Source organism: Streptomyces sp. NPDC002793 (assembly GCF_040295485.1).
Classification (GTDB): domain Bacteria; phylum Actinomycetota; class Actinomycetes; order Streptomycetales; family Streptomycetaceae; genus Streptomyces.
Genome location: NZ_JBEOVL010000005.1, coordinates 54014 through 69807, shown reverse-complemented (window position 1 = coordinate 69807; position 15794 = coordinate 54014). Strand labels below are relative to the sequence as shown.

Genomic DNA, 15794 nt, shown 5'->3' with positions numbered 1-15794 from the left:
CTCGGTCAGGGGCGGGGCCGGTTGTCGGTCCGCCCCGATAACCTCGTATGTGTGTCGTCCCTTGCGCTGTACCGCCGCTATCGCCCCGAGTCCTTCGCCGAGGTCATCGGTCAGGAGCATGTCACTGACCCCCTGCAGCAGGCCCTGCGGAACAACCGGGTCAATCACGCGTACCTGTTCAGCGGGCCGCGGGGCTGTGGGAAGACGACCAGTGCGCGCATCCTCGCCCGCTGTCTGAACTGCGAGCAGGGCCCCACGCCGACCCCCTGCGGGGAGTGTCAGTCCTGCCAGGACCTCGCGCGCAACGGGCCGGGATCGATCGATGTCATCGAGATCGACGCCGCGTCGCACGGTGGCGTCGACGATGCCCGTGACCTGCGGGAAAAGGCATTCTTCGGGCCTGCGTCGAGCCGGTACAAGATCTACATCATCGACGAGGCGCACATGGTCACACCGGCCGGGTTCAACGCCCTGCTGAAGGTGGTCGAGGAGCCGCCGGAGCACCTCAAGTTCATCTTCGCGACCACCGAGCCCGAGAAGGTCATCGGGACGATCCGGTCGCGTACGCATCACTACCCCTTCCGGCTGGTGCCGCCCGGCACGCTGCGCGGTTATCTGGCGGAGGTGTGCGGCAAGGAGAACAGTCCCGTCGAGGACGGTGTGCTGCCTCTCGTGGTGCGTGCCGGTGCGGGATCCGTGCGTGACTCGATGTCCGTGATGGATCAGCTGCTGGCCTCCGCCGCCGATGACGGTGTGACATACGCCATGGCGACGTCGCTCCTCGGCTATACGGACGGGTCTCTGCTGGACTCGATCGTGGACGCCTTCGCGGCGGGTGACGGGGCGGCGGCCTTCGAGGTCGTGGACCAGGTGATCGAGGGCGGCAACGACCCCCGGCGCTTCGTGGCGGACCTGCTGGAGCGGCTGCGTGACCTGGTGATCCTGGCCGCCGTGCCGGATGCCGGGGACAAGGGGCTCATCGACGCACCCGCCGACGTGGTGGAGCGGATGCAGGCCCAGGCGGCCGTCTTCGGCGCCGCGGAGCTGAGCCGCGCCGCCGACCTGGTCAACGAGGGGCTCACCGAGATGCGCGGGGCGACCTCGCCCCGGCTCCAGGTCGAGCTGATCTGTGCCCGGGTGCTGCTGCCCGCCGCCTTCGACGACGAGCGTTCGTTCCAGGCCCGGCTGGACCGGCTGGAGCGCGGCGCGGGCGCGTCCTTCGCCCAGGCAGGGCCCGGGCCCGCCCTGGGGTACGTACCGGGGCCGGAAGCCCATGGGGCGGGTGTCGGGATGCCCGCCGGAGGCAGCGGCGGCCCCGCGGCGGCGCGTGCGGCGGTCCGGGGCGAGGCTCCGGGCGGCGCACCTGCCGACGCACCGAGGCCCGCACCCGTGGCCGCCGAGGCCGCGGCACCGCCTGCCGCGCAGCAGGCCCCCCGGCCCGCAGCAGAGCAGGTACAGGCAGCCGCGCCGCCGGCCCAGCAGCCGCCCGCCCCGACACCCGCCGGTCAGCGCCCCGGTGCCTGGCCCGCGGCGGCCGGAGCCGGCAGCGGTGCGGGCGGTGCGGAAGCGGCGCGCAGGCCCGGCGGCTGGCCGACCGCCTCCACGCCCGGAAGCGGCGTACCGCAGGCGCAGCCGCCCGCCCCGGCCCCCGCCCCGTCCGCCGCTCCTGCGCCTGCCGCGCAGGCTCCCGCGCCCGGCGGGCAGGACATGGCACAGGGCGCCGCCCAGGTGCGGAACATGTGGCCGGACATCCTCGAGGCAGTGAAGAACCGCCGCCGGTTCACCTGGATCCTGCTCAGCCAGAACGCCCAGGTCACCGGGTTCGACGGCAGCACCCTGCAGCTCGGTTTCCTCAACGCCGGTGCCCGTGACACCTTCTCCAGCAGCGGCAGCGAAGAGGTGCTCAAGCAGGCCCTCGCCGAGCAGTTCAACGCCAAGTGGCGGGTCGACGCCGTCGTCGACGCGTCGGGCGGCGGCCAGCCCCAGCAAACGGGCGCCGGAGGCGGTGGCGGCAGGCCTCCGGCAGCTCCCTATCAGCCCCCGCCCGCCCCGCCGGCCCCGTCGTACGAGTCCCCGGCCGCCCCTGCCCAGCAGGCCCCGCCGCCCGCTCAGCAGGCCCCGCAGCAGCAGCCCGGGCGGTCCGAGCAGTCCTCGTACGACCGCGCGGCCCCCGAGCCGTCGCGGTCCGTCGCGCCCGAGGACGACACCGCCGAGGCGGACGATCCCGATCTGGTCGACTCGGCGCTCTCCGGGCACGACCTGATCGTCCGCGAGCTGGGCGCCACGGTCGTGGAGGAGTTCACCAACGAGTAGAACGCCACGGACCTGCCCCGCCCCCCTTCGCTTCTCCCGGGCTGTCCACGGAGCGGCGCCCGTCGAGAGCCTCTGTCCCCGGCGGTTAGGCTGCACCCCGTGAAGGTCCTCGTCATCGGCGGCGGCGCCCGCGAACACGCCCTGTGCCGCTCTCTCTCCCTCGACCCCGCTGTCACCGCTCTGTACTGCGCCCCCGGCAACGCCGGAATCGCAGAGGTGGCCGAACTGCACCCGGTCGACGCCCTCGACGGCGACGCCGTCGCGCGCCTCGCCACCGAGCTGGGCGCCGAGCTGGTGGTCGTCGGCCCGGAGGCACCGCTTGTCGCCGGTGTCGCCGACGCCGTGCGCGCGGCCGGTATCCCCTGCTTCGGCCCCTCCGGCGAGGCAGCCCAGCTGGAAGGCTCCAAGGCGTTCGCCAAGGACGTCATGGCCGGCGCCAACGTCCCGACCGCCCGCAGCTACGTCTGCACGACCCCCGCCGAGATCGACGAGGCCCTGGACGCTTTCGGCGCCCCGTACGTCGTGAAGGACGACGGTCTCGCGGCGGGCAAGGGCGTCGTCGTCACGGACGACCTCGAAGCCGCGCGTGCGCACGCGCTGGCCTGCGACCGTGTGGTCATCGAGGAGTTCCTCGACGGCCCCGAGGTGAGCCTCTTCGCGATCACCGACGGCACCACCGTGCTGCCCCTCCAGCCCGCCCAGGACTTCAAGCGGGCCCTGGACGGCGACGAGGGCCCGAACACCGGTGGCATGGGCGCGTACTCCCCGCTTCCGTGGGCCGACCCGAAGCTGGTCGACGAGGTCATGCAGACCGTCCTGCAGCCGACCGTCGACGAGCTCCGCCGCCGCGGCACCCCGTTCTCCGGGCTGCTGTACGCCGGCCTCGCGATCACCTCGCGCGGCGTACGGGTCATCGAGTTCAACGCCCGGTTCGGCGACCCGGAGACGCAGGTCGTCCTGGCCCGGCTGAAGACGCCGTTGGCCGGGGTACTGCTCGGTTCCGCCAACGGAACCCTGGACCTCGTACCCGCACTGACCTGGCGCGAGGACGCGGCCGTCACCGTGGTCATCGCCTCGCACAACTATCCGGGCACGCCCCGCACGGGAGACCCGATCGAGGGCCTCGCGGATGTGGTGGCGCAGGATGCGCCGCACGCGTTCGTCCTGCACGCCGGTACCCGGCAGGAGGGCGACGCGGTCGTCAGCGCCGGAGGGCGCGTGCTCTCCGTCACGGCGACCGGCAAGGACCTCACCCAGGCCCGTGAGCGCGCCTACGACGCGCTGGGCCGGATCCGGCTCGACGGCTCCCAGCACCGTACGGACATCGCGCGCAAGGCCGCCGCAGAGGCCTGAGACCCGCGCCCCTCATCCTGTGCCCGGCCTTCCGCTGCGGAGGTGCCGGGCACAGGCGTGTCAGGCACAGGCGTGTCAGGCGCCTCGGCGGCCATGGTGCGAGGGCCGGAGCCACGGTGCGGGAGCCGCCTCCGCGCGCCCGGGACCAGGGCCGTGGTATCACCGGACGCCCGGAGACCACCTCGTCAGCAGCTTTACCCAAAGCCATTCCATCGAGTGACGACTCGGCCATCCGGATGACGCCCGCCGGGGCCCCAACTATGGTGCGGCGCAAGCGTTCCGGCACTTGGCCCACCGGCATTGCGATGTCAGTGACGGGTGCCACAGTGGGGGAGTGACCAACACCGTCGCGGGGGCAGAGGGGGTGACGTCCAGCCGTGTCCTTTACCGGTTCGGTTGAGGAGTTGGGTGCGCACGCAGCGCGGGCCAGGGCCGTGGCTCTGCTGCGCATCCGCAGCAGAGCCACGGCCCTGGCGATCCTGCCGGCGGGTGTGGCCGTCGTGCTGCTCGTCGCCGGCGCCCAGGGGCGCATCGGCTCAGGGGCGTGGTCGACCGTCAGCTGGGTCGTGACGGCCTGCGCCGTCGTGGTCCTGCTGCTCGCCGCCGGGGTCGCCGTGGCGGTGGCGCGCGCGAGGCCCGCGGTCAGTCCCACCGTGCCTCTCACCGAGGCGGCGGCCCCCGATCTCTACCGGCTGGTCCGTGACCTCGCGGGCCGGCTCGACGTACCGGCGCCGTCGGCCATAGCGCTGACCCCGGACTGCGACAGCTGGCTGGAGGACCGTACGCATCCCGCCGCCCAGCCGGGGGCGAAGGACCTCACGGGTCCGGCGAGGGCCAGGAGGGGCCGCCGCGTCCCGGCACCACCGGTGCTGGTGATCGGCTCTCCCTTCCTGTGGTGGATGCGGGTCGCCGAACTACGTGCGGTGCTGGCCCCGGTCGTCGCGGGCACCGGGCCGTCCGCGCACCCGGACATAGCCGCCGCCCGACGCTTCGTCCGCGGCCTGGACGCCGCGGTCGCGGACGCCGAGGCGCCGGGACAGGGATTCATACGCGGGATTCCCGCAGCCTTCGTGGGATGGATCGCCAGGGCGCTGCTGCGCGGCTGTCGCGACCATGCGGCGGAGATGGAGCGCGGCGTCGCCGCCGCCGCGTCGGGGCGCGCCCAGGAGGTGGACTACAGGCTGCGGATTGTCGCCCAGGAACAGGTCGGACTGGCCTACGCGGGCTGGGACCGGTTGCTGACCCGGGTCGCGCTGCCCGCCTGGCGGATGGGGCGCTGGCCCTCCCGGCTCGACGCCGGTGTCGTCTCCGCGCTCACGGAGCTCTCCCGCCGCGACCGCCTGGCGGAGGGTTTCACCTCCCGGCTGGGGGAGCGCCCCGCCTGCGATCTGATCGAGGAGCCCGGCGCGGCCGACGAGGCGGCGTCGCTGCTGGCCGCCCGCCTGTTCCACGGTGGGCCGGCGGAGACCGGACCCGGTTGGTCCCCGGTGGACTGGCAGCAGTATCCGGAAGAGGTCGTGGACCGGAAATGGCGTACGGAGGCCGCCCGTCTCCACCGGGTGCTCGACGCCATGGGCGTGGCCACCGGCGTCTCCGTGCGGGTGCCGGACACCGGGCGGGACACGGGGCCGGGATCGGCGCCGCACGCCTCGGCAGCCGAGGCCTCGGCGATGCCCACGCTGGCGCGTGTGATCGACCACCTGGCGACCCCGGGCGCCGACAGCGAGGCGCTCGCGGCCGGGATCGGTGCCGCCGTCGCCCGCGACGAGGAACGGGCGGCCCCCCGGTCCCTGACCGGCACGAACACCGAGCCCTCGAACACCGAGCCCTCGAACACCGCGCCAGCGGCCGGCGCACCGGCCGGGGCGGGCACCGACCCCCTCGACCTCTGGGGCCCTGTTCCGCTCCCGCTCTTCCCCCTCCAGCCGCCGCGCACGGGCATGGAGCTGCTCGCCGACCACGTCGTGGCGATGGTCTGCTGCGCCGCCGTGGACACGGCGGGGGCCGCACCCGGGCTCGACTGGCTCGACGGCCCCGCGCTGCTGGTCGACGGCGGCCGCAGGTCGGACTTCGGCGCCCCCGTGCTGAGCCTCGTCGAGGACGGGGACGCGGAGCCGCTGCTGTCCTGGCTCAGCGCGGTAGGGGTGCGAACCGACAAGCCCGTGCGCCTGGGATGAGAGGGGCGCCTGCGCCCGGAGATGGCTGAGTTGAACGGCCGTCCGTCCACTTAGGTGGAGAAATATCCTAGATGTCCCCTCAATACGCGGAAGATCAGGCTTTACTCCCATCGATTCGCGACGAACGGTGACGGAGTGCGTGCGTAATGTGATGTGCTGAGCCCGGCGCCACGGTTTCCGGCGCACCAGATGTCGGGGGACCAAGAAGGGGAGCGGGATGGGGGCGGAGCAGATCCGGCGATGGGAATCGGGTGCCCTCGCGCACGCCGTGAGCGACCCCTTCGGCCAGGGCCCGCTGCCCTGGCTGCGGGGCAGCGAGAACTACTTCGACGACACCGGTCAGGTCGTCCCCTGGTACGCCGACCCCGATCTCGGCCGCGGTGGATCCGGCGGCGGCACGCGCCCGGCGGACGACGTGCGCCGGCAGATCAAGGGATTCGTCTCGCCCGGTGCCGCGGCACCCGGCGAGGCCATCGACTTCCACATCACCGTGGACCCGCCCCAGCAGTTCTCCGTCGACGTGTACCGCATCGGGCACTACGCGGGCGACGGAGCCGCCAAGATCACCACCAGCCCGCGCCTCTCCGGCATCGTCCAGCCGGCACCCCTGGCGGCCGACCGGACGGTCTCCTGCCATCACTGGTGGCTCTCCTGGCGGCTCCAGATCCCCAGCTACTGGTCGGTCGGCGCCTACGTCGCCGTGCTGACCACCGCCGACGGGCACCGCTCGCACGTCCCCTTCACGGTTCGTGACGACCACCCGGCGGACCTCCTGCTCCTGCTCCCGGACATCACCTGGCAGGCCTACAACCTCTACCCGGAGGACGGCCGCACCGGCGCGAGCCTCTACCACGCCTGGGACGAGCAGGGCCGGCTGCTGGGGGAGGAGGACGCCGCCGTCACCATCTCCTTCGACCGCCCCTACGCGGGCGCCGGCCTGCCGCTCCACGTGGGCCACGCCTACGACTTCATCCGCTGGGCCGAGCGTTACGGCTACGACCTCGCGTACGCGGACGCCCGCGACCTGCACGCCGGCCGCGTCGATCCCAGCCGGTACCGGGGCCTGGTCTTCCCCGGCCACGACGAGTACTGGTCGGTGCCGATGCGCCGTACCACGGAGCTCGCCCGGGACACCGGCACCTCGCTCGTCTTCCTCTCGGCCAACACCATGTACTGGCAGGTCGGTCTGGGTCCGTCCCCGTCCGGCGTACCCGACCGTCTGCTCACCTGCCGCAAGCGCCGGGGCCCGGGGAAGTCCGCGCTGTGGCGCGAGATCAACCGCCCCGAGCAGCAGACGCTCGGTATCCAATACGCGGGCCGGGTCCCGGATCCTCACCCGCTGGTCGTGCGGAACGCCGGCCACTGGCTCTGGGAAGCCACCGGCGCGGGCGAGGGCGATGAGATCGACGGGCTCGTCGCGGGCGAGGCCGACCGGTACTACCCGCGTACGGCGCTGCCCGAGCACGAGAGCCGGATGCTGCTCGCGCACTCCCCGTACGCGGACAGCGAGGGGGCCACCCGGCACCAGGAGACCTCGCTGTACCGCGCGCCGTCGGGCGCGCTCGTCTTCGCCTCGGGCACGTTCGCCTGGTCCCCGGCCCTGGACCGCCCGGGTCATGTCGACTCCCGCATCCAACGGGCCACGGCCAATCTGCTCGACCGTATCTGCAAGCGGGACTGAGCGGGACCGAGCGGGACGTCGAGCAGGAGACCGAGCGCGACCGTCGAGCCGCGCCGCCGAAGCGGGCGCACCGTGTCCACGGGATGACCCCTGGCGCCGTGGCCCCTTCGCATGCGGGACAATCGGAACGACTCCTGGATCAACCTACGCGGAGGCAGCGTGTCCGGTTTCGTAGAAAAGCCCGAGCCAGTGCAGGTGCCCGGGCTCACCCATCTGCACACCGGCAAGGTGCGCGACCTGTACCGGAACGAGGCGGGCGACCTCGTGATGGTCGCCAGCGACCGCATCTCCGCGTACGACTGGGTCCTGCCCACCGAGATCCCCGACAAGGGCCGAGTCCTCACCCAGCTGTCGCTGTGGTGGTTCGACCAGCTCGCCGATCTCGTCCCCAACCACGTGCTGTCGACGGAGCTCCCCGCCGGTGCGCCCGCCGACTGGGCCGGCCGGACCCTCGTCTGCCGTTCGCTGCGGATGGTCCAGGTCGAGTGCGTGGCGCGCGGCTATCTGACGGGATCCGGCCTGGTCGAGTACGACGCGACCCGTACGGTCTGCGGTCTCGGTCTGCCCGAAGGGCTGGTCGACGGCTCGGAGCTCCCGGGCCCGATCTTCACCCCGGCGACGAAGGCCGCGGTCGGCGATCACGACGAGAACGTGTCGTACGAGGAGGTGGCCCACGAGGTCGGCCCCGAGACGGCGGCCCTGCTGCGCCGGACGACGCTCGACGTCTACGGACGGGCCCGGGACATCGCCCGTGAGCGGGGGATCATCCTCGCCGACACGAAGTTCGAGTTCGGCTTCGCGCCCACCGCTGACGGCGGCGAGGAGCTGATCCTCGCGGACGAGGTGCTGACGCCCGACTCCTCCCGCTTCTGGCCGGCCGAGAGCTGGGAGCCCGGCAGGGCACAGCCCTCGTACGACAAGCAGTTCGTGCGCGACTGGCTGACCTCACCGGCCTCCGGCTGGGACCGCCACAGCGAACAGCCGCCCCCGCCGCTGCCGCAGGACATCGTCGACGCGACCCGGGCCAAGTACCTGGACGCGTACGAACTCCTGACGGGCCTGAGCTGGCCGGTCCAGGGGATGTGACGGCGGAAGGCCCCGGTCACGAGGACCGGGGCCTTCCTGTACGGAGCGGACGACCAGGTTCGAACTGGCGACCTCAACCTTGGCAAGGTTGCGCTCTACCAACTGAGCTACGTCCGCGTGCGCCGAAGCGCGATGCCTACTATACCCAACCTCTCCCGGCTGCGAGACGCACGGCCGCAGGACGGTTCTCCGCCCGGCGTGCGCACGGGGACGGCCGACGGGCAGGCGCGCACCGTACCCCCGGGGCGGCGGCGCACCCTCCGGGATCCCCACGGCCGGAGGCCCGTCAGACGCCCGTTCCGGCGTCACGGCCTCCCGCGCGGTGAGCGGGGAGCCCCCGGCGCCGGTCGCGGCGGCCGCCAACTCCACTTCTGGACAAGCGGGTTCCCGCGTACGCGGCGCGGATGACGTCATCCGCGCGCCGGGCGCCGGCCGGCTTCGGGGCGAACGCCCGGACACCCGCCCAAGGCGTCCGTCCCCTGGCCCCGGCCCGGTGTGACCCGCACGGTCACGGTGCGGCGGGAGGGCGGCTCGGTCCACGGTGATGTGGCGACCTTCACAGACCTTCACAGACCTCCGTAGGCATCCGTGGCCTCCATAGACCTCCATAGACCTTTGTGGGCCTCCGTGGGGCCTTCACACCGCCCGCGTCCCATCTCCGGGACCAGGGCGGCCACATCGGGCCGGTGCGCCATGGTGAGCGCCTCCGGTCCGGTGCGTGGTTCATCAGCTCTCCCGCGGGGAGGGAACGGTGTTCCGCGGCGCCGGCAGCAGCGGGACGGCCGCAGCCAGATGGAACCGGCCGTCGCCCGTCGGCCCCGCCTCCAGCGAACCGCCGACCGCGGCCAGCCGTTCCCTGAGCCCGTGGAGCCCGGAGCCACCATCGGGGACGACGGTCGTGCCGGGTGTCACCCCGTCGTTCTCCACCACCAGTCGGACCCCGTCCCGCGCGGCCTCCAGCTTGATGGCACACCGCTGGGGGTCGCCGTGCCGCAGGACGTTGGTGGCCGCCTCCCGTACGGCCCAGCCGAGCACCGACTGCACCGGCACCGGGAGCCGGCCGCCGTCGCCGTGGACGGTGCACTCGATCCCGGCGGCTCGCAAGACGCCCTGGGCGCCCAGGAGTTCCGTGCGCAGGTCGATCTCCCGGTATCCGCGTACGACGTCGCGGACCTCCTGCTGGGAGGCGCGTGCGATGCGCTGCACCTCGACCATCTGGTCCGTCGCCGAGGGCTTCCCGCGCTGCGCCAACTCGACCGCGAGCTCGCTCTTCAGCGCGATCACCGCCAGGTTCCGGCCCAGGACGTCGTGCAGGTCACGGCCGAACCGCAGCCGCTCCTCGGCGACCGCCAGCCGGGTCTCCACGTCCCGGGCGTCGCGGAGCTTCTGCATGATCCTCAGCGTCCAGGCGGAGAGGCGTACGGTCGTGCAGACCAGCACACTGCCGAAGCCCACTCCCGCCGACGTGCCCAGGGCGAAGTCGCCGGGCGCCCCGGCGAGCAGGGTGCCGCCGCTCATGGCGGCCGTGACCACCGCGATGTACGCACCGGAGGCCCACAGCGGTACCACGAGGACCAGGGACGTCAGGAACGGCCACACCGTGGCCACCAGAGCCAGGGGCAGTTCGGGAAACGTCTCGGCGCCGACGTATCCGCCGAGTGCCAGCAGGCCTGCCGCGTTCGCGACGAGCAGGACGGCCGTGGCCGGGAGAGCGAGCACGCGCCGTCCGACGGCCCCTTGGCCGAGGTAGCTGTCGAGAGTCCGGGTGACCAGCGGTACCGAACAGACACCCTGCGCGATCGTGGCGAGGACCGTGGCGACGATCAGGACGGCCGGCGCGTCCGACCGTCGCACCGGGTCTGTCACCGACAGGAGCACCACGCACAGGACCGACGCCCAGACCATGGCGTGCAAGGTTCCGCGGGTGTAGAGATCGATCTTGTCGAATCCCTCACGCTTCTGCCATCTGCGCACCTGCGCCCGTACCCACACGTCTCGCTCCCCCTCGCCTGCACGGACATCGGCTTCGCGGAACACACGGGAACCGACCGGCCCGGCCGTGGGCAGGGTCACCGCCGGCCATGGTGCGAGTCTTCCGCAGGACCGTGGCCGTGTGGAGTGCGCCTTGTCATCACCCCTGATGACAAACGTCATGTGTTGATATCCGAGAAGCGAAACGTCAAAGGCCCCGGTCGAGAACGACCGGGGCCTTTGAAACAAGAGCGGACGACCAGGTTCGAACTGGCGACCTCAACCTTGGCAAGGTTGCGCTCTACCAACTGAGCTACGTCCGCATTGCTGCCACTCGACTTTCACCGGTGGAGCGCTCACTACTCTACCTGATCCACTGAGTGGCCTGGTAAGGCAGTGCAGAGCGGGTGACAGGAATTGCACACTGCGCCTTCCCCCTGGAAGGGGGATGTTCTACTACTGAACTACACCCGCACGCTGCTTCGGGCCCGGCTTTTCGGCCTTGCCCTTCGGCGTGCTCCAGACTCTAGCCGACCTGCAGGGGTGTTGTGCAAGTCGGCTCCCCGAGGTGATGCCCGGGGAGCCGACGGCCACCGAAACGGAAGTGGACATTCCGGGCGCTGCTCTCAACTGGCCGCGCTGAACGCCTCGTAGACCTTCTTCGGGATCCGGCCGCGCGCCGGCACCTCCATGCGGTGCGAGCGCGCCCAGGCGCGTACGGCCGCGGGGTCGGGTGCGAGCGATGTGTGGTGGTACGACACGGGAGGCTTGCCGCGCTTGCCGGTGTTTGTCTGCTTTCGGCCGGCCGCTACGTACGGAGCCAGCGTCTTCCGCAGTTTCTTCGCGTTGGCGGTATTGAGGTCGATCTCGTAGACCTTCCCGTCCAGGGCGAAGGTGACCGTTTCCGCCGCTTCTCCCCCGTCGATGTCGTCGGAGAGCGTAACTACTACGCGCTGAGCCACGGATATCGGTCCTTTCCTGCGGCATCGTCGCGTCTGACATGCGTCGATGCCGGCCTTCCGGCGGCTGGGCGGATGCGGATCGACTGCTGTCGACTGTTCCGGGGCAATCGTGCTTTCCCGGCTATTCATTTGTACAGCGGCAGGAGCCGCATTGTGAAGCCCGTCCAATTGCGTCCGCGTGTTGCACGGGTGTGTTGCCGTCGTGTGTCCGCATGTAATCAGGGTGAAGATTTTTTCCAGGATTTCCCCCGGCCGTTGTGGTCCCCGATATCTCGCCGTGATGGTGCCCGGCGATATCTACCCGCGTAGAATTTCTGGCCAGGTAGGCTGAGAGGACCCGCGGGGATCTGGGGAACCCCTCGGAGAAACAGCCGCACCACACCACCGGGAGTGCCCGTGGCACGCGTCGTAGTCGACGTCATGCTCAAGCCGGAGATCCTCGACCCGCAGGGACAGGCTGTGCAGCGCGCACTGCCCCGTCTCGGCTTCGACGGAATCGCGGACGTTCGTCAGGGAAAGCGTTTCGAGCTCGAGGTCGAGGGGCCGGTCGACGAGGCCGCCCTCGCCCGCATTGACGAGCTCGCCGAGACGTTCCTCGCCAACACCGTCATCGAGGACTTCACCGTCACGGTGGAGGAGGAGAAGTGACCACCCGTATCGGAGTCGTCACTTTCCCCGGCACGCTCGACGACCAGGACAGCCTGCGGGCCGTACGGATCGCGGGCGCCGAGCCCGTATCCCTCTGGCACCGTGACAAGGACCTGCACCAGGTCGACGCGGTCATCCTGGCGGGCGGATTCAGTTACGGCGACTATCTGCGCGCCGGCGCCATCTCGCGTTTCTCGCCGGTGATGGAGACCGTGATCGAGCAGGCGAAGGCCGGCCTTCCGGTCCTCGGCATCTGCAACGGCTTCCAGATCCTGACCGAGGCACACCTGCTGCCCGGCGCGATGCTGCGCAACAACCACCTCCACTTCATCTGCCGCGACCAGAAGCTGCGGGTGGAGAACGCGGAGACCGCCTGGACCTCGGACTACACCGCGGGCCAGGAGATCTCCGTACCGCTGAAGAACGTGGACGGCCGGTACACCGCCGACGAGCGCACGCTCGACGAGCTGGAGGCCGAGGGCCGTGTCGCCTTCCGTTACGCCGACGTCAACCCGAACGGCTCGCTGCGCGACATCGCCGGCATCACCAACGCCGCGGGCAACATCGTCGGTCTGATGCCGCACCCGGAGCACGCCGTCGAGCCGCTGATCGGCACCGGTCGCACCGACGGCCTGGGTTTCTTCACCTCGATCATCAAGAAGCTGGTCAACGCATGAGCCTGGACACGGTCAAGCACGCGGCCGAAACCCCGGACGCCGGGCAGCCCTGGAAGGAGCTCGGCCTCAAGGAGGACGAGTACGCCCGGATCCGCGAGATCCTGGGCCGCCGTCCCACCGGCGCCGAGCTCGCCATGTACTCCGTGATGTGGTCCGAGCACTGCTCGTACAAGAGCAGCAAGGTCCACCTCAAGCAGTTCGGCGAGAAGGTCCCCGAGAACGACGCCATGCTGGTCGGCATCGGCGAGAACGCCGGTGTGGTCGACGTCGGACAGGGCTACGCGGTCACCTTCAAGGTCGAGTCGCACAACCACCCCTCCTACATCGAGCCCTACCAGGGCGCGGCGACCGGCGTCGGCGGCATCGTCCGCGACATCCTCGCCATGGGCGCCCGCCCGGTCGCGGTCGTCGACCCGCTGCGCTTCGGTGCTGCCGACCACCCCGACACCCGACGCGTCCTGCCGGGCATCGTCGCGGGCATCGGAGGCTACGGGAACTGCCTCGGCCTGCCGAACATCGGTGGCGAGGTCGTCTTCGACGCCTGCTACCAGGGCAACCCGCTCGTCAACGCCGGCTGCATCGGCGTGATGAAGCACGAGGACATCCACCTGGCCCAGGCCTCCGGCCCCGGCAACAAGGTGATCCTGTACGGCGCCCGCACGGGTGGCGACGGCATCGGCGGTGTCTCCGTGCTGGCCTCGGAGACCTTCGACGACACCAAGCCCACCAAGCGCCCCGCGGTCCAGGTCGGCGACCCGTTCCAGGAGAAGCTCCTCATCGAGTGCACCCTGGAGATCTTCAAGGAGAAGCTCGTCGCGGGCATCCAGGACCTCGGCGGCGCCGGGCTCTCCTGCGCCACCAGCGAGCTGGCCTCCGCCGGCTCCGGCGGTATGCGCGTCGAGCTGGACACCGTGCCCCTGCGCGACTCCTCCCTCTCGCCCGAGGAAATCCTCATGAGCGAGTCGCAGGAGCGCATGTGCGCGATCGTCGAGCCGCAGCACGTGGACCGCTTCATGGAGATCTGCGAGAAGTGGGACGTCATCGCCACCGTCATCGGTGAGGTGACCGAGGGCTCGCAGCTGGAGATCTTCTGGCACGGCGAGCAGATCGTGGACGTACCGCCGCGGTCCGTCGCCCACGAGGGACCGACGTACAACCGCCCCTTCGCCCGCCCCTCGTGGCAGGACGCGCTGCAGGCCGACGACGCAGGCAAGCTGGCCCGTCCGGCGAACGGCGCGGAGCTGCGCGAGCAGGTCCTCAAGCTGGTCGGATCCCCGAACCAGGCCTCCAAGTCCTGGATCACCGACCAGTACGACCGCTTCGTGCAGGGCAACACCGTGCTCGCGATGCCCGAGGACGCCGGCATGGTCCGGATCGACGAGGAGTCGAACCTGGGCGTGGCCATGGCGACCGACGGCAACGGCCGTTACGCCAAGCTCGACCCGTACACGGGCGCGCAGCTCGCGCTCGCCGAGTCGTACCGCAACGTCGCCGCCTCCGGTGCCAAGCCGCTCGCGATCTCGGACTGCCTGAACTTCGGTTCGCCCGAGGACCCGGACGTCATGTGGCAGTTCGCCGAGGCCACCCGTGGTCTCGCCGACGGCTGCCTGGAGCTCGGCACCCCGGTCACCGGCGGCAACGTCTCCCTGTACAACCAGACCGGCGAGACGGCGATCCACCCGACGCCCGTCGTCGCGGTGCTCGGCGTGATCGACGACGTCACCCGGCGCACTCCGGTCGCCTTCGCCGAAGAGGGCCAGCTGCTCTACCTCCTGGGTGACACCCACGAGGAGTTCGGCGGCTCGGCCTGGTCCGAGGTCATCCACCAGCACCTCGGCGGCATGCCGCCCAAGGTGGACCTCGGCCGCGAGAAGCTGCTCGGCGAGATCCTGATCTCGGCCTCCCGCGACGGCATGATCGACGCGGCGCACGACCTCTCCGACGGCGGCCTGATCCAGGCGGTCACCGAGTCCTGCCTGCGCGGTGGGAAGGGTGCCCGGCTGGTCGTGCCCGAGGGCGTGGACGCGTTCACCTTCCTGTTCTCGGAGTCGGCCGGCCGCGCGGTCGTCTCGATCCCGCGCAGCGAGGAGCTCCGCTTCAACGACATGTGCGGGGCGCGGGGACTGCCCGTGGCCCGGATCGGTGTCGTGGACGGCGAGGAGATCGAGATCCAGGGCGAGTTCAGCATCCCGCTGAGCGAGCTGCGCACGGCGCACGAGGGGACTCTCGAGGGTCTGTTCGCCTAAATTCTGCTCGTACCGAAGCCCCCCTTCCGGGTCGACCGGACGGGGGGTTTCGGCGTTCTCACCGAAATCTGTTGATGCATGTTACGTAATGACGTGAGGGTGTGTTCTGTGGAGCTTGAGGAACGCGTCGCCGAGCTGGAGCGCCGGATGGCGGCGCTGGAGCGGGCGGCGGGCGGCGGGGAACCGAGCCTGGGCGACGGTGACTTCTGGGCGCTGGACGGGCTGAGGGACCAGCTCGAACAGGTCGGGGCAGCCGCGGCCGACGGCGGGGTGCTGTTCACCGGCACGGTCAGGCTGCCCGCCGGGGAGCGGCACGAGTGGCAGTACGGCGCGCTCACCGCGGGCCTGTTGGGGACCGACGAGAACCGCCCCGACTGGGCGGTGGCCGCCGAACCCCTCGCCGCGCTCGGCCATCCGGTACGGCTCCGGTTGCTCCGCGAGATCCTCTCGGGCCGGCGCACCGCCGCCGAGCTGGCCGGGCTGGACGAGACGGGCACGACCGGCCAGATCTACCACCATCTGCGCCTGCTCACCGCCGCGGGCTGGCTCCAGACGAAGGGGCGCGGGCGCTACGAGGTGCCCGGGGCCCGGGTCGTGCCGTTGCTGGTGATGCTCACGGCCGCCCGGCCCTGAGCGGGGGCGGCGAGGAGTCAGCCGTCGGCGGGCCTGTCGGTGGTGAC

11 protein-coding genes and 3 tRNA genes are annotated in these 15794 nt (G+C 71.3%); 9 read left to right on the top strand and 5 right to left on the bottom strand.

All coding sequences use genetic code 11. From position 1 onward, the window contains the following. The first annotated feature begins 51 nt into the window (after positions 1 to 51). The 5 genes from ABT001_RS06510 (at position 52) to ABT001_RS06490 (ending at position 8610) form a co-directional block, all read left to right on the top strand. Positions 52 to 2313 carry a DNA polymerase III subunit gamma and tau gene (locus ABT001_RS06510; protein ID WP_351273239.1) on the top strand — a complete coding sequence of 754 codons (2262 nt, stop codon included), beginning with the start codon at positions 52 to 54 and terminating at the stop codon, positions 2311 to 2313. A gap of 99 nt (positions 2314 to 2412) precedes the next feature. Next, on the top strand, positions 2413 to 3666 hold the full coding sequence (gene purD, locus ABT001_RS06505; RefSeq protein WP_351273236.1) for a phosphoribosylamine--glycine ligase: 1254 nt from the start codon (positions 2413 to 2415) through the stop codon (positions 3664 to 3666). Between the two features lie 377 nt (positions 3667 to 4043). Beyond that, positions 4044 to 5843 (top strand): hypothetical protein, encoded by a 1800-nt coding sequence (locus tag ABT001_RS06500; protein WP_351273233.1) that lies wholly within the window; start codon positions 4044 to 4046, stop codon positions 5841 to 5843. A gap of 217 nt (positions 5844 to 6060) precedes the next feature. Beyond that, on the top strand, positions 6061 to 7524 hold the full coding sequence (locus ABT001_RS06495) for a N,N-dimethylformamidase beta subunit family domain-containing protein (RefSeq protein WP_351273231.1): 1464 nt from the start codon (positions 6061 to 6063) through the stop codon (positions 7522 to 7524). A gap of 159 nt (positions 7525 to 7683) precedes the next feature. After that, on the top strand, positions 7684 to 8610 hold the full coding sequence (locus tag ABT001_RS06490) for a phosphoribosylaminoimidazolesuccinocarboxamide synthase (protein ID WP_351273228.1): 927 nt from the start codon (positions 7684 to 7686) through the stop codon (positions 8608 to 8610). Positions 8611 to 8654: 44 nt separating this feature from the next. Here the strand turns inward: ABT001_RS06490 and ABT001_RS06485 are convergent. The 5 genes from ABT001_RS06485 to ABT001_RS06465 all read right to left on the bottom strand — a co-directional run bounded on the left by ABT001_RS06485 (position 8655) and on the right by ABT001_RS06465 (position 11543). Next, positions 8655 to 8727 (bottom strand) — tRNA-Gly (locus ABT001_RS06485). A 609-nt stretch (positions 8728 to 9336) separates the two neighbouring features. Then, positions 9337 to 10683: a sensor histidine kinase gene (locus ABT001_RS06480; RefSeq protein WP_351273225.1), complete on the bottom strand. Its 1347-nt coding sequence runs from the start codon at positions 10681 to 10683 to the stop codon at positions 9337 to 9339. A gap of 148 nt (positions 10684 to 10831) precedes the next feature. Continuing rightward, positions 10832 to 10904: transfer RNA gene (locus ABT001_RS06475), tRNA-Gly, on the bottom strand. Between the two features lie 79 nt (positions 10905 to 10983). Beyond that, positions 10984 to 11055, bottom strand: a tRNA-Gly gene (locus ABT001_RS06470). 152 nt (positions 11056 to 11207) lie between these two features. Then, complete coding sequence (locus ABT001_RS06465; RefSeq protein ID WP_351273222.1) at positions 11208 to 11543, bottom strand: histone-like nucleoid-structuring protein Lsr2; 336 nt, start codon at positions 11541 to 11543, stop codon at positions 11208 to 11210. Between the two features lie 396 nt (positions 11544 to 11939). On the opposite strand from ABT001_RS06465, the gene purS reads away from it, so the two are divergent. From purS to ABT001_RS06445, 4 genes are all read left to right on the top strand, one after another. Then, the gene (gene purS / locus ABT001_RS06460; RefSeq protein ID WP_351273219.1) at positions 11940 to 12191 is read left to right on the top strand and encodes a phosphoribosylformylglycinamidine synthase subunit PurS; all 252 of its coding nucleotides are present in this window, start codon (positions 11940 to 11942) and stop codon (positions 12189 to 12191) included. After that, positions 12188 to 12868 carry a phosphoribosylformylglycinamidine synthase subunit PurQ gene (gene purQ / locus ABT001_RS06455; protein ID WP_014155065.1) on the top strand — a complete coding sequence of 227 codons (681 nt, stop codon included), beginning with the start codon at positions 12188 to 12190 and terminating at the stop codon, positions 12866 to 12868. Before purS ends, purQ begins: the two co-directional genes overlap by 4 nt. After that, positions 12865 to 15114 carry a phosphoribosylformylglycinamidine synthase subunit PurL gene (gene purL, locus ABT001_RS06450; RefSeq protein ID WP_351273215.1) on the top strand — a complete coding sequence of 750 codons (2250 nt, stop codon included), beginning with the start codon at positions 12865 to 12867 and terminating at the stop codon, positions 15112 to 15114. The genes purQ and purL overlap by 4 nt, the downstream gene beginning before the upstream one ends. 108 nt (positions 15115 to 15222) lie before the next feature. Continuing rightward, complete coding sequence (locus ABT001_RS06445) at positions 15223 to 15747, top strand: ArsR/SmtB family transcription factor (RefSeq protein ID WP_351273213.1); 525 nt, start codon at positions 15223 to 15225, stop codon at positions 15745 to 15747. The last annotated feature ends 47 nt before the right edge of the window (positions 15748 to 15794 follow it).

Excerpts from the sequence above, each read along its gene's own strand:
- purL (WP_351273215.1), top strand. The coding sequence starts at position 12,865 with ATGAGCCTGGACACGGTCAAGCACGCGGCCGAAACCCCGGACGCCGGG.
- ABT001_RS06495 (WP_351273231.1), top strand. The coding sequence starts at position 6,061 with ATGGGGGCGGAGCAGATCCGGCGATGGGAATCGGGTGCCCTCGCGCAC.